The organism is Streptomyces sp. Edi4, from assembly GCF_040253615.1.
Taxonomy (GTDB): Bacteria; Actinomycetota; Actinomycetes; order Streptomycetales; family Streptomycetaceae; genus Streptomyces.
On record NZ_JBEJGY010000004.1, the window covers coordinates 6,217,235 to 6,230,976 of the forward strand.

Genomic DNA, 13,742 nt, shown 5'->3' on the forward strand with positions numbered 1-13,742 from the left:
CGTACATGCCCATGGGTCACACGGCCACAGCCCAGGCCGGCTCCGGCGGTCTGACAGCGACGGAGCACCGACTGGCCAACGGCCTGCGCGTGGTGCTCTCCGAGGACCACCTGACCCCGGTCGCGGCGGTGTGCCTCTGGTACGACGTCGGCTCGCGCCACGAGGTCAAGGGCCGTACCGGTCTCGCCCACCTCTTCGAGCACCTCATGTTCCAGGGCTCCCAGCAGGTCCACGGCAACGGCCACTTCGAACTGGTGCAGGGCGCCGGCGGCTCCCTGAACGGCACCACCAGCTTCGAGCGCACCAACTACTTCGAGACCATGCCCGCCCACCAGGTGGAGCTCGCGCTCTGGCTCGAGGCCGACCGCATGGGCTCGCTGCTCGCCGCCCTCGACGAGGAGTCGATGGAAAACCAGCGCGACGTCGTCAAGAACGAGCGCCGCCAGCGCTACGACAACGTGCCCTACGGCACCGCCTTCGAGAAGCTGACCGCGCTGGCCTACCCCGAGGGCCACCCCTACCACCACACCCCGATCGGCTCCATGGCCGACCTGGACGCGGCGACCCTGGATGACGCGCGCGCGTTCTTCCGCACCTACTACGCGCCCAACAACGCGGTGCTCTCGGTGGTCGGCGACATCGACCCCGAGCAGACGCTGGCCTGGGTGGAGAAGTACTTCGGCTCCATCCCCTCCCACGACGGCAAGCAGCCCCCGCGCGACGGATCGCTTCCCGCCACCATGGGCGGGCAACTGCGCGAGGTCGTCGTCGAGGACGTCCCGGCGCGCGCCCTGATGGCCGCCTACCGGCTGCCCCACGACGGCACCCGCGAGGCCGACGCCGCCGACCTGGCGCTGACCGTCCTCGGCGGCGGCGAGTCCTCGCGCCTGCACAACCGTCTGGTGCGGCGCGACCGGACGGCGGTCGCGGCGGGCTTCGGCCTGCTGCGGCTGGCCGGCGCGCCCTCGCTCGGCTGGCTCGACGTCAAGACCTCCGGCGGTGTCGAGGTCCCCGACATCGAGGCCGCCGTCGACGAGGAGCTGGCGCGGTTCGCCGAAGAGGGCCCCACGGACGAGGAGATGGAGCGCGCCCAGGCCCAGTTGGAGCGCGAATGGCTCGACCGGCTCGGCACCGTCGCGGGCCGCGCCGACGAACTGTGCCGCTTCGCGGTCCTTTTCGGCGACCCGCAGCTCGCCCTGAGCGCGGTCGACCGCGTCCTGGAGATCACCGCGGCCGAGGTCAAGGCGGTCGCGGCCGCGACGCTGCGCCCCGACAACCGGGCGGTCCTGGTGTACGAGCCCACCGGGGCACCCGAGGCAGGCAACGACGAGGAAGAAGAGGCGGGCCAGTGACGGACGCTGTCGTGACCATGGAGTTCCACCCGAAGCCGGCCGCCGGCGCCGCCGAGCCGTGGGCCTTCCCGGCCCCGGGGCGCGACACGCTCGCCAACGGCCTGACCGTGCTGCGCTGCGACCGGCCAGGACAGCAGGTCGTCGCCGTCGAGATCTTTCTCGCGGCCCCGCTGGACGCCGAGCCCGAGGGCCTGGACGGCGTCGCCACGATCATGGCGCGCGCCCTGACCGAGGGCACCGACAAGCACTCGGCCGAGGAGTACGCCGCCGAGCTGGAGCGCTGCGGTGCCACGCTCGACGCGCACGCCGACCACCCCGGCGTCCGGGTCTCGCTCGAAGTGCCGCTCTCGCGGCTGCCGAAGGCGCTCTCGCTGCTCGCCGAGGCGCTGGCGGCCCCCGCGTTCGCCGACTCCGAGATCGAGCGCCTGGTGCGCAACCGGCTCGACGAGATCCCGCACGAGCAGGCCAACCCGGCCCGCCGCGCCGCCAAGCAGCTCTCCAAGGAGCTCTTTCCGGCCACCTCGCGCATCTCCCGGCCCCGCCAGGGCACCGAGGAGACCGTCGGGGCGATCGACGCGGCCGCCGTGCGCGCCTTCTACGAGGCGCACGTGCGTCCCGCGACGGCGACCGCCGTCATCGTCGGCGACCTGTCGGGCACCGACCTCGACGCGATCCTCGCCGACACCCTGGGCGCCTGGACCGGCGACACCGCCGAGCCGCGCCCCGTCCCGGCGATCACCGCCGACGACACCGGCCGCGTCGTCATCGTGGACCGCCCCGGCGCCGTCCAGACGCAGCTGCTCATCGGCCGCGTCGGCCCCGACCGCCACGATCGCGTCTGGGCGGCCCAGGTGCTCGGCACGTACTGCCTCGGCGGCACCCTGACGTCCCGTCTGGACCGGGTGCTGCGCGAGGAGAAGGGCTACACCTACGGTGTGCGCGCCTTCGGCCAGGTGCTGCGCTCGGGCCCCGACGGCGGCGCGGCGATGCTCGCCATCAGCGGCTCGGTGGACACCCCCAACACCGGTCCCGCGCTCGATGACCTGTGGAAGGTGCTGCGCAAGCTGGCCGCCGAGGGTCTGACGGACGCCGAGCGAGAGAGCGCCGTGCAGAACCTGGTGGGCGTCGCCCCGCTCAAGTACGAGACGGCGGCGGCGGTCGCGGCGACGCTGGCCGACCAGGTCGAGCAGTTCCTGCCGGACGACTACCAGGCCCAGTTGTACGCGCGGCTCGCCGAGACCGGCACCGTGGAGGCGACGGCGGCCGTCGTCAGCGCCTTCCCGGCCGACCGGCTCGTGACGGTGCTCGTGGGCGACGCGGCGCAGATCGAGGAGCCGGTCAGGGCGCTGAGCATCGGTGAAGTGAGCGTTGTCACGGGCTGATTGACGCCCCTTCGGCCCCCGGGATCCCCGGGGCCTCGGTGACAGGAAAGACCCCGGTGGCGCACGCGTCCCCGGGGTTTGCCCATATGTCCTGTTTGTTGGGGAGGTTGCCTCTCTGTCGTGTGGCGTGCGCAACAAAAAGCGACGTCTGTTTGGTAGGAGAAAGACCGGCCGTCTAGCGTCAGTCGCGCTGTCCGTCACCACCCGCCGCAGCCGCGGCACCGGACAGCGATCGCCGAGTCCCCGATGGCGCGAGCCAGGGGAGCCGGGGACCCACTCAGTCCCTGGGGTGAATCGGACGCCTCCGCCTGCGGGGGAGTCCGTAGGAGACCTTCCTGCTCCGAACCCGTCAGCTAACCCGGTAGGCGAGATGGAAGGAAAGGACACCGCCGCTCCATGGCGTTCACCCGTGCCACCGGGAAACACCGCGCGCCCAGCCGGATGACGCGCCGCAGCGCGAACATCGCGGGCATCGCCACCCTCGCCACCGCCGGAGTCGTGGGCACCCTCGCCTCCCCGGCCGTCGCCGCCCCCGACAACACCGTCACCGATACCGGTCTCACGCAGGCCATCGTCATCGGTGACAGCGTCGCCGACCAGCTCGGCGCCCAGGCCGACGCGCAGAAGCAGGCGGCCGCGAAGGCCCAGGCGAAGGCGGAGGCCGAGGCCGAGGCCCGGCGCAAGGCCGAACTGCGGGCCAAGGAAGCACGCGAGGCCAAGGAGCGCGCGGCGCGCGAGGCCGAGCGCAAGCGCCTCAACACCTTTGTCGCGCCGATATCCAACAGCTATGTGTCCACCGGCTACAAGACCGGCGGGTCGCTGTGGTCCTCCGGCAGCCACACCGGCATCGACTTCCACGCGGGCATCGGCACCCCGGTGCACGCGGTGGGCCTCGGCACCGTCGTGGAGGCCGGCCCCGGCGGCGCGTACGGCAACAACGTCGTGATCAAGATGCAGGACGGCACGTACACCCAGTACGGCCACCTCTCGGTCATCCAGGTCACCGTCGGCCAGTCGGTCGAGCCCGGCACCCAGATCGCCCTGTCGGGCAACACCGGCAACACCACGGGCCCGCACCTGCACTTCGAGGCCCGCACCGGGCCGCAGTACGGCTCGGACATCGACCCGGTCGCCTACCTGCGTGTCCACGGCGTGGACGTCTGAGCCGTCCCACCCGAAGGCACCCCGGCGCCCCCGCGCCCACCGAAGGCCCCCGCGACGCGCGCGGGGGCCTTCGCCGTTGGCCGGAAGGCGCCCCTGGGCTCCGACGCGTCACGGGGAATTAACACGGCCTGCGTACAGTCGCCCGACCAGCGCCGACGACCGCGTCGCGCCGTGTACCAGGCGGAGGTCGAGGCATGCGCGTTCCGGCGCGTTCGGTGTGCGCGGCCATCCGCGACGACATCGTGGCGGGCGTCCACGAGCCCGGCGGCCGGCTCGCCGAGGAAGCGCTCGCCCGCCGTTACGGGGTCTCGCGCGTCCCGGTCCGCGAGGCCCTGCGCACCCTGGAGTCCGAGGGGTTCGTGACCACCCGCAGATACGCCGGCGCCTGGGTGGCCGAGCCCACCGCCGCCGAGGGCGCCGACCTCCTCGAACTGCGCCTGCTGCTGGAGCCGTTGGCGGCGGCGCGGGCCGCCGCGCGCCGCGACGAGGCCCATCTCACCGTGCTGCGCGCCCTGGTGCGGCTGGGCAGGGAGCGGGCCGGGCGCGGTGGGGGCGAGGACTGCGGTGAGCTGTGGGGCTGGTTCCACGAGACGCTGGCCCAGGCCTGCGCGAGCCCGGCCCTGATCGCGCCGCTCACCCAGGTGCGGCGCAAGATCGCCTGGATGTACGTGGCCGATCCGTCCGAGCGCGGGGCCCAGGCGTGGGACGGCCTTGGCGCCGTCACCGACGCGGTGGCCCGGGGCGACGCCGAACGCGCCCGCTCGCTCATGGCTGAGCACACCGAGCGGTCCTCGCGTGCCCACCGGCCGCGCGGGCTCGGGGCGGCCGGGGTGGCCGCACCGAGCGGAACGCCGAGGAAGCGAGGGGCGCCGCGCGGGACCGAGATCGCGCGCGCCCGCACCTGACGACGAAGGACCGCCGGGCCCGTGTCGGGGCCCGGCGGTCCTTCGGTGTGAGGCCGGCCGGGTCAGACGGTCTCGGGCAGTTCCTCGAGGCCGTCGGCGACCAGCTTCGCCAGCCGGTCGAGCGCGGCGTCCGCGCCCTCGGCGTCGGAGGCCAGCACGATCTCCTCGCCGCCCTGCGCGCCCAGGCCGAGCACCGCGAGCATGGACGCGGCGTTGACCGGGTTGCCGTCGGCCTTGGCGATCGTCATGGGGACTCCGGCAGCCGTGGCGGCACGGACGAAGATGGACGCGGGGCGGGCGTGCAGGCCCTCGGCCCAGCCGACGTTGACGCGGCGCTCAGCCATGGTGTTGCCCTTCGAAATCTCTGACGGTTGTCTAGACCAGTCTCTCATGGGGTGTGCCGTGCTCCTGCCGACCCCGGGCCCGGGTGCGCCGCCGGCCGGCCCTAGGGGGTGTCTGGTGGACCACGGCCGGGGGCGCGGCGTCTGGCACGGCACCTCGCGGCGTTGCCGAATCGCCCCGATAGCTCCGCCATCGAGACGCTCCGGCGCCTTGCGACGCACCGCACCAGACGCCGCGCCCTGACCGACCCTGATCCACCAGACACCCCCTAGCCACCTTGCCCCGCCCGGTACGCCCACGCGACCCGTACGCTTTCGGTATGACGACGGCGTCCGACCCCGCGTACCCGGCTCACTGGGAGGCCGACGTGGTGCTGCGCGACGGCGGCACCGCGCGCATCCGGCCCATCAGACCCGAGGACGCCGACCGGCTCGTCTCCTTCTACGAACTGGTCTCGGACGAGTCGAAGTACTACCGCTTCTTCGCTCCCTATCCCCGCCTCTCCGCCAAGGACGTCCACCGCTTCACCCATCACGACTACGTCGACCGGGTCGGGCTCGCGGCGACGGTCGGCGGAGAGTTCATCGCGACCGTGCGCTACGACCGGATCAACGCCCTGGGCCGCCCGGCCCGCCCGTCTCCCACCGCAACCCCTGCCGGAGAGCGCTTCGCGCCCGCACCCCCCGCGGCCCCCGCCGACGAGGCCGAGGTGGCCTTTCTCGTCCAGGACGCCCACCAGGGGCGCGGCGTCGCCTCCACGCTGCTCGAACACATCGCGGCCGTGGCCCGCGAGCGCGGCATCAGGCGGTTCGCCGCGGAAGTGCTGCCGGCCAACAACAAAATGATCAAGGTGTTCACGGACGCCGGGTACCAGCAGAAGCGCTCCTTCGAGGACGGCTCGGTCCACCTCACGCTCGATCTGGAGCCCACCGCCGAATCGCTCGCCGTGCAACGCGCCAGGGAATACCGCGCCGAGGCGAAATCCGTGCGGCGCCTGCTCGCGCCCGGCTCGGTCGCGGTCATCGGCGCGGGACGCGCCCCCGGCGGCGTCGGCCGCGCGGTCCTGCGCAACCTCCTGGAGGCCGGCTTCACGGGACGGCTCTACGCCGTGAACCGGGCGCTCACCGGCGAGCGGCGCGAGATCGACGGCGTCCCCGCGTTCTCCAGCGTCGGCGCGATCGGCGAACCGGTCGATCTGGCCGTCCTCGCGGTGCCCGCCGAACGGGTGCCGGACGCGGTGGCCGACTGCGGCGAGCACGGCGTGCAGGGCCTGGTGGTCCTCGCCGCCGACTACGCGGAGAGCGGCCCGGCCGGCCGGGAGCGCCAGCGCGCGCTCGTGCGCCAGGCCCGCTCCTACGGGATGCGGCTCATCGGCCCCAACGCGTTCGGGATCATCAACACCGCGCCCGGCGTGCGGCTCAACGCCTCGCTCGCCCCCCAGGCGCCGCCGGCCGGCCGGATCGGCCTGTTCACGCAGTCCGGCGCGATCGGCATCGCCCTGCTCTCGGGCCTCTACCGGCGCGGCGCGAGCCCGTCGACGTTCATCTCGTCGGGCAACCGCGCGGACCTGTCCGGCAACGACTTCCTCCAGTACTGGCACGAGGACCCCGACACCGACGTCGTCCTGCTCTACCTCGAATCCATCGGCAACCCGCGCAAGTTCACCCGCCTGGCCCGCCGCACCGCCGCCGCCAAACCCGTCGTGGTCGTCAAGGGCGCCCGGCACAGCGGCACGACCCCGCCGGGTCACGCCGTCCCCGTGAGCCGGGTGCCGGACGCCACGGTCTCGGCGCTGCTGCGCCAGGCCGGCGTCATCCTCGTGGGCACGGTCACCGAGCTCGTCGACGCGGGCCTGCTCCTCGCGGGCCAGCCGCTCCCCGCCGGGCCGCGCGTGGCGATCCTCGGCAACTCCGAATCGCTGGGCCTTTTGACGTACGACGCGTGTCTGACCGAGGGCCTGCGTCCGCTCAGGCCCCTCGACCTGACGACGGCCGCGACCCCGGCCGACTTCCGCGCGGCCCTCACGGCGGCCCTGGCGGACGACGCCTGCGACGCGGTGGTGGTCACCGCGATCCCCTGGGTCGGCGAGAACGGAGTGCTGGAGTCCGGCGACGGCCAGGTCCTCGCCGACGCCCTGCGCGACGCCGCGGCCACGGCCCCCGCCAAGCCGGTGGCGGTGGTCCACGTGGAAATCGGCGGCTTGGCCGAGGCGCTGGCCGCGGCGTCGAGAACGGTCACCCGGACCCCGCCCGGCGCGCATCCGGCTCCGCCCGGCACCGCGTGGGCCCCGTCGGCCCCCGAGGGGCGGGGATCCGGCGGCGGCGTACCCGGCGCACCCGGCGAATCCGGCGCACCCGTCGGCGGCCGGCCGGAGCAGGGCCCGGGGCGCGGGGCGGCCACACCCCCCGGCGCGGAGCCGGGCCACACGCCGCCCCCGCCGCGCGAGGCCGCCCGCATTCCGGCCTACCCCGCCGCCGAGCGGGCCGTGCGGGCCCTGGCCGAGGCCGTCCGCTACGCGCGCTGGCGGCGGGAGGCGGCCGACCCCGGCAAGGTGGGGGAGTACGACGACATCGACGAGGCCGGCGCCGCCGCCCTGATCGAGCGCCTGCTCGGCGCAGACCCCGACCCGCGCGGCACGACCCTGGCCGACGCCGACGCCCGGGAACTGCTGGCCCGGTACGGCATCGCGGTGCGCCCCACGCTGCCCGCGCCCGACGCGGCCCACGCCGCCGAAGCCGCCCGCCGCCTGGGCTACCCGGTCGCCCTCAAGACCACCGCGCCGCACCTGCGCCACCGCCCCGACCTCGGTGGCGTCCGCCTCGACCTGGCCGACGAGCGCCAACTGGCCCGCGCCTACGCCGAGTTGACGGCCACCCTCGGCAAGCCGCAGGAGCTCGCGCCGGTGGTGCAGGCCATGGTCCCGCGCGGCGTGGACACCGTCGTGCGCGCCGCGATCGACCCCGCGGTGGGCGCGGTGCTGTCCTTCGGGCTCGCGGGCGCCGCCTCCGAACTGCTCGGCGACACCTCCCACCGTCTCATTCCGGCCACCGACCGCGACGCGGCCGAGCTGATCAGGACGATCAGGACCGCGCCGCTCCTGTTCGGCTGGCGCGGCTCGGCGCCGGTGGACACCTCGGCGCTCGAAGAGCTGCTGCTGCGGGTGTCGCGGCTGGTGGACGACCATCCCGAGGTGGTCGCCATCGGTCTCGAACCCGTGATCGTCGCCCAGCACGGCCTCGCGGTGCTCGGCGCGAGCGTCCGTCTGGCCCCCGCCCCGCCCCGCACGGACCTGGGTCCCCGGCGCCTGCCCAGCTACTGAGGGCCGTGAGCCCCGCGCGGGAGCTTAAGATGGACCCCATGGCGAAGACCGGTACGACGACCCAGGGGCTGCGCGCGGCGATCGAGCGCAGCGGCTATTACCCGGCCCTAGTGGCCGAGGCGGTGGAGGCCGCAGTCGGCGGCGAGCCCATCGCGTCGTACCTGGTGCACCAGGAAACCACCTTCGACGCCAACGAGGTGCGCCGCCATGTGACGGTCCTCGTGCTCACGGACAACCGTTTCATCGTCAGCCACACCGACGAGCAGAACGCCGACACCACCTCCCCCACCCCGTACGCGACCACCTCCACGGAGTCCGTCAAGCTCGGCCGGATCTCCTCGGTCGTGGTGAGCCGCGTCGTCGCCAACCCCGAGTCGTACACGCCCGGCACCCTGCCCCGCGAGGTCGTCCTGACCATCGGCTGGGGCGCCGTCGCGCGGCTCGACCTGGAGCCCGCCGCCTGCGGCGACCCGAACTGCGACGCGGATCACGGCTACACCGGCAATTCGACCGCCGACGACCTGAGCCTGCGCGTCAGCGAGGCCGGAGACGGCCCCGACACGGTCCGTGGGACCCTGGCCTTCGCCCAGGCGCTCTCCGAGGCGACCGCGGCGACCGGCCGCTGATGGCACAGCCGGCCTGGCAGGACCCCGAACCCCTCGCCCTGGACACCGCGCCCGTCCCCGAGTACGGCACCGGATCGCTCGCCGACCTGCTGCCCACCCTCGTGGCGGGCCAGGGCGTACCCGGGTTCGAACAGCGCATCGGCGCTCTCGCGCCCGCCGACCGCAACTGCGTCTTCCTCATCGACGGCCTCGGCTGGGAACAGATCAAGGCCCACCCCGACGAGGCGCCCTATCTGCACTCCCTGCTCGCCACCTCGCGCGGCGGCACGGGCCGGCCCATAACCGCCGGATTCCCCGCCACCACGGCGACCTCGCTCGCCTCGGTCGGCACGGGTCTTCCCCCCGGCGAGCACGGCCTGCCCGGCTACACCGTGCGCGACCCGGAGGCCGGCGAGCTGATGAACCAGCTCCGCTGGAAGCCGTGGACCGACCCGCACGTCTGGCAGCCCCACCCCACCGTCTTCCAGCTCGCCGACCGGGCCGGCGTGCACACCGCCCAGGTGTCATCGCCGGACTTCGAGCACACCCCGCTCACCAAGGTCGCGCTCAGCGGCGGCACCTTCCGGGGCAAGCTCTCCGGCGAGGAGCGCATGGACCTCGCGGCGGCCCAACTCGCGGCGGGGGACCGGTCGTTGGTCTACACCTACTACTCCGAAGTGGACGGCAAGGGCCACCGCTTCGGCGTCGACTCGGACGCCTGGCGCGGCCAGCTGATGTACGTCGACCGGCTCGCCCAGCGCCTGGCCGAACAGCTCCCGCCCCGCGCGGCCCTGTACATCACCGCCGACCACGGCATGATCGACATCCCCTTCGACGAGCAGTCCCGGATCGACTTCGACGAGGACTGGGAGCTGCGCGCGGGCGTCGCCCTGCTCGGCGGCGAGGGCCGGGCCCGCCATGTGTACGCGGTGCCGGGCGCCGCTCCGGACGTGCTGACCTGCTGGCGCGAGGTGCTGGGCGAGCAGTTCTGGGTGGCGAGCCGCGACGAGGCGATCGCCGCGGGCTGGTTCGGCCCGCACATCGACGAGCGGGTGTACGGCCGGATCGGCGACGTGGTGGCAGCCGCCCACGACGACGTCGTCATCACCGCGTCGCGGCGCGAGCCCCACGAGTCCCTGATGGTCGGCAACCACGGGTCGATGACCCCGGTGGAACAGCTCGTACCGCTCCTCGAAGTACGCTCGTAACACCCTCCCCACAGATCTGAAAGGCCGTCACCCTCCCATGCCCGAGCTGGTGTTCTTCTCCGGAACGATGGACTGCGGAAAGAGCACCCTCGCTCTTCAGATCGAGCACAACCGCTCGGCGCGCGGGCTCCAGGGCATGATCTTCACCCGGGACGACCGGGCGGGCACGGGCAAGCTCTCCTCCCGGCTCGGCCTGGTGACCGACGCCGTCGAGGCCGCCGACGGCTTCGACTTCTACGCCCATCTCGTCGCCCACCTCTCCCAGGGCGGACGCTGCGACTACGTCATCGCGGACGAGGCCCAGTTCCTCGCGCCCGACCAGATCGACCAGCTCGCCCGGGTCGTCGACGACCTCGAACTCGACGTCTTCGCCTTCGGCATCAGCCACCGACTTCCGCTCCAAGCTCTTCCCCGGCTCCCAGCGCCTGGTCGAACTCGCCGACCGGGTCGAGGTGTTGCAGGTCGAGGCGCTGTGCTGGTGCGGCGCCCGCGCCACGCACAACGCCCGCACCATCGGCGGCCAGATGGTCGTCGAGGGCGCCCAGGTCGTCATCGGCGACGTCAACCAGGCGGCGGACGAGATCGGGTACGAGGTGCTGTGCCGGCGCCATCACCGCCGGCGGATGACGAGCGCGTCGGCGCGGGCGGCGGCGCTCTCACCGGACGTGCTGCCGGTCGCCTCCGCCTGAACCCGGCGACGCCGCCGCCCGCGCCCTTCCGGGGGCGCCGCCGTGCTCGGGGGGCCAACCCGTAGGGGCCGTACGGGGGTTGGGCCAGGGTCCTGCCCGATGGGCCGTGGGGTCGCGCCGGGCGAGCATCGAGCCATGACACCTCGCACGTACGCCACCGCCGCCCCCGCCCTGCTCGCCGGGTACGGCCTCGTCCGGATGTCCGGCGAGGCCGCGCGGAGCCCCGGTGTCCTGTGGACCACGGGACACCTTCTGCTGCTCGCCTCGCTCGCCCTGTTCGTGCCCGTGGTCCTCGGGCTGCGCCGCCGGACCGCGCACCCGGGTGCCGCCTCGGCCGCCGCCGCCGTCGCGCTGCTCGGCATCGCCGCCGGGATCGTCCAGGCGGCGATCGACCTGGAAGTCGGCCTGCGGGCCCAGGACCGCGCCGGCATGGACGCGCTCTTCCTGGCGGTCAAGGCGCATCCCGGCGTGACGCCCGCCGTGTACACGGTGGGGCCGCTGCTCTTCTACATCGGTCTGCTGGCCCTGCTCGTGACGCGCGCCCTCGCCCGGCCCGCCAAGGCGGGTCGTTGGCTCCCCCCGGTGCTCGTCCTGGCCGGTACCGCCGTGATGTCCCTCAGCCTGGACCTCATGGCGCTCGGCGCGCTGTGCTTCTGGCTGGCGCTGGCACCGATCCCCGGGCTCAAGGGGTTGGCCGAGGTCCCCCGGAGCGAACAGCACTGACCGGGCGCGGGGTCGGCGCAACTGGCTGCGGCGGACCGGCTGTTCACCTCCCTGGAGCGTCAGCGGCGCACCTTCCTGGACACCGTTCGGGCCGGACGCCCTGGACACCGTTCGGGCCGGCCACCCTGGACACCGGCCGGGTCAGCCGCCCGACCGCAGAAGCGTGAACACGGCGCCCTCGGGGTCGGCGACCATCGCGACCCGGCCGCTCGCGGTCGTGTGCGGCTCGGTGAGCACCCGGCCGCCGAGGCCGGCCACCCGGGCCGCGGCCGCGTCGACGTCGGCGGCCTCGAAGTACGTCATCCAGTGCGCCCCCTTGTCGCGCGGCAGGGCGCTGCCCACGCCGTGCAGCGAGGCGACCGGATGGCCGTCCAGGCACAGGCGCACATGGTCGGGGTCGGCCCCGGCCGCCGGCTCCATGGCGTAGCCGAACACCGCCTGGTAGAACTTGCCGACCGCCGAGGTCTCGCGCGTGACCAGCTCGTTCCAGGCCGGGGTGCCGGGCGGGCCCGCGACGACGGCGCCGAGGTGCGCGCCGCCCTGCCAGACGCCGAACACGGCGCCCGCCGGGTCCGAGGCGATCGCCATCCGGCCCGCCTCACCGGCGTCGAGCGGACCGACGCCGACCGTGCCGCCGCAGTGCCGGATCGACTCGGCCGTCGCGTCCGCGTCATCGGTCGCCAAATAGGTGGTCCAGGCGATCGGCAGATGCCGGTCGGGGGGCAACTGGCCGATCCCGGCGACCTCCTTGCCGTCGAGCAGGGCGCGGACGTAGGGGCCGAGCTGCTGCGGGCCGGGGCGGAACTCCCAGCCGAACAGCGCGCCGTAGAACTCCTGGGTCGCGGCCAGACCGTGCACCATGAGACTCACCCAGCAAGGTGTGCCAGGTGTGCGCCGGGTCTCCGACTGGGTCATCGTCACTCTCTCCTCGGCCGTCGCCATACTGCTGCTGGGAGGTGCGGTTGAAGTACCCGCGCACCCGGGCCGATGCTTCCACCCCCATGGCCCCGGCGCGCCCCGGCCGCGCCGCGTGTGGCGCGTTCCCGCAGGAGGATGCCCCCTTTGAGGCGCCTCACGCTTCCCGGGGCTCCCTCCTGCTCCCCCGGCTCCTCCTGGTCTTACGTCGCGGACGGCCGCTGCGCGAGGATGACCCCATGAACGCCATCATCACCGCATCCGAACTGACCGCCGCCGTGGCGGGCCCGCGACCGCCGGTCCTGCTCGATGTCCGCTGGCAGCTGAGCCTGGCCAAGGCGTCGGGCGACGCGCCCTTCGACGGCCGGGCCGAGTACGCGGCGGGCCACCTTCCCGGCGCCGTGTTCGTGGACCTCGACACCGAACTGGCCGGGCCGCCCGGGGCCGGCGGCCGCCACCCGCTTCCGGACGTGGCCGAATTCGGCCGGGTGATGCGCGGCGCGGGCGTGTCGGCGCGTACCCCGGTCGTGGTCTACGACGGCGGGCAGGGCTGGGCCGCGGCCCGCGCCTGGTGGCTGCTGCGCTGGACCGGCCACGGTGACGTCCGGGTGCTCGACGGCGGGCTCGCCGCCTGGACGGGCCCGCTGTCCACCGAGATCCCGGCGCCCGCCGAGGGCGATTTCCGACCCGAGCCGGGCGCCGTGGCACTGCTGGACGCGGACGGCGCGGCCGCGCTGGCGCGCTCGGGGGTGCTGCTCGACGCGCGGGCGGGGGAGCGCTACCGAGGGGATGTCGAGCCCATCGACCGGGTGGGCGGCCACATCCCGGGCGCCCTTTCGGCGCCGACCACCGAGAACGTGGGCCCCGACGGACGCTTCCTGCCCGCGGCCGAACTGGCCGCGCGTTTCAAGGCCCTTGGGGCGGCCGACACCGAAGTCGGCGTCTACTGCGGTTCGGGGGTCTCGGGCGCGCACGAGGTGCTGGCCCTCGCGGTGGCGGGGATCCCGGCCGCGCTGTACGCCGGCTCGTGGTCCCAGTGGTCGAGCGACGAGTCCCGGCCGGTGGCGACGGGACCCGACCCGCGGTAGCCGGGGGAGATTGGCCCGCCGTGCCGGGCGGGCCGACGCGCCGGGCACCC

The 13,742-nt window shown here is 74.2% G+C and carries 11 protein-coding genes, 1 pseudogene and 1 riboswitch; of the genes and pseudogenes, 10 read left to right on the plus strand and 2 right to left on the minus strand.

Going from position 1 to position 13,742, the window contains the following annotated elements:
• Positions 1-11 precede the first annotated feature (11 nt).
• From ABR738_RS30200 to ABR738_RS30215, 4 genes are all read left to right on the plus strand, one after another.
• Positions 12-1,352, plus strand: a complete 1,341-nt coding sequence (locus ABR738_RS30200; RefSeq protein ID WP_350234808.1) for a M16 family metallopeptidase — start codon at positions 12-14, stop codon at positions 1,350-1,352.
• 17 nt (positions 1,353-1,369) lie between these two features.
• Positions 1,370-2,734, plus strand: coding sequence for a M16 family metallopeptidase (locus ABR738_RS30205; RefSeq protein ID WP_502964254.1), 1,365 nt, complete (start codon positions 1,370-1,372; stop codon positions 2,732-2,734).
• Positions 2,735-2,957: 223 nt separating this feature from the next.
• A riboswitch (cyclic di-AMP (ydaO/yuaA leader) is annotated at positions 2,958-3,117 on the plus strand.
• Between the two features lie 13 nt (positions 3,118-3,130).
• The gene (locus ABR738_RS30210; protein WP_350233101.1) at positions 3,131-3,898 is read left to right on the plus strand and encodes a M23 family metallopeptidase; all 768 of its coding nucleotides are present in this window, start codon (positions 3,131-3,133) and stop codon (positions 3,896-3,898) included.
• A gap of 194 nt (positions 3,899-4,092) precedes the next feature.
• Positions 4,093-4,803: a GntR family transcriptional regulator gene (locus tag ABR738_RS30215; protein ID WP_350233102.1), complete on the plus strand. Its 711-nt coding sequence runs from the start codon at positions 4,093-4,095 to the stop codon at positions 4,801-4,803.
• A 62-nt stretch (positions 4,804-4,865) separates the two neighbouring features.
• Here the strand turns inward: ABR738_RS30215 and ABR738_RS30220 are convergent, their stop codons facing one another.
• Positions 4,866-5,147, minus strand: coding sequence for an HPr family phosphocarrier protein (locus ABR738_RS30220; RefSeq protein WP_350233103.1), 282 nt, complete (start codon positions 5,145-5,147; stop codon positions 4,866-4,868).
• Between the two features lie 317 nt (positions 5,148-5,464).
• Between ABR738_RS30220 and ABR738_RS30225 the strand changes: the two genes are divergently transcribed.
• From ABR738_RS30225 to ABR738_RS30245, 5 genes and pseudogenes are all read left to right on the plus strand, one after another.
• Positions 5,465-8,464 carry a bifunctional acetate--CoA ligase family protein/GNAT family N-acetyltransferase gene (locus ABR738_RS30225; RefSeq protein WP_350233104.1) on the plus strand — a complete coding sequence of 1,000 codons (3,000 nt, stop codon included), beginning with the start codon at positions 5,465-5,467 and terminating at the stop codon, positions 8,462-8,464.
• A 38-nt stretch (positions 8,465-8,502) separates the two neighbouring features.
• The gene (locus ABR738_RS30230; protein ID WP_350233105.1) at positions 8,503-9,090 is read left to right on the plus strand and encodes a DUF5998 family protein; all 588 of its coding nucleotides are present in this window, start codon (positions 8,503-8,505) and stop codon (positions 9,088-9,090) included.
• Positions 9,090-10,277, plus strand: coding sequence for an alkaline phosphatase family protein (locus ABR738_RS30235; protein ID WP_350233106.1), 1,188 nt, complete (start codon positions 9,090-9,092; stop codon positions 10,275-10,277). The genes ABR738_RS30230 and ABR738_RS30235 overlap by 1 nt, the downstream gene beginning before the upstream one ends.
• A 37-nt stretch (positions 10,278-10,314) precedes the next feature.
• Positions 10,315-10,966: pseudogene (locus tag ABR738_RS30240) on the plus strand (thymidine kinase).
• 135 nt (positions 10,967-11,101) lie between these two features.
• Positions 11,102-11,689 (plus strand): hypothetical protein, encoded by a 588-nt coding sequence (locus ABR738_RS30245; RefSeq protein ID WP_350233107.1) that lies wholly within the window; start codon positions 11,102-11,104, stop codon positions 11,687-11,689.
• A 141-nt stretch (positions 11,690-11,830) separates the two neighbouring features.
• Here the strand turns inward: ABR738_RS30245 and ABR738_RS30250 are convergent, their stop codons facing one another.
• Positions 11,831-12,604 carry a VOC family protein gene (locus ABR738_RS30250; RefSeq protein ID WP_350233108.1) on the minus strand — a complete coding sequence of 258 codons (774 nt, stop codon included), beginning with the start codon at positions 12,602-12,604 and terminating at the stop codon, positions 11,831-11,833.
• A 239-nt stretch (positions 12,605-12,843) separates the two neighbouring features.
• On the opposite strand from ABR738_RS30250, the gene ABR738_RS30255 reads away from it, so the two are divergent.
• The gene (locus ABR738_RS30255) at positions 12,844-13,692 is read left to right on the plus strand and encodes a sulfurtransferase (protein ID WP_350233109.1); all 849 of its coding nucleotides are present in this window, start codon (positions 12,844-12,846) and stop codon (positions 13,690-13,692) included.
• Positions 13,693-13,742: the final 50 nt, after the last annotated feature.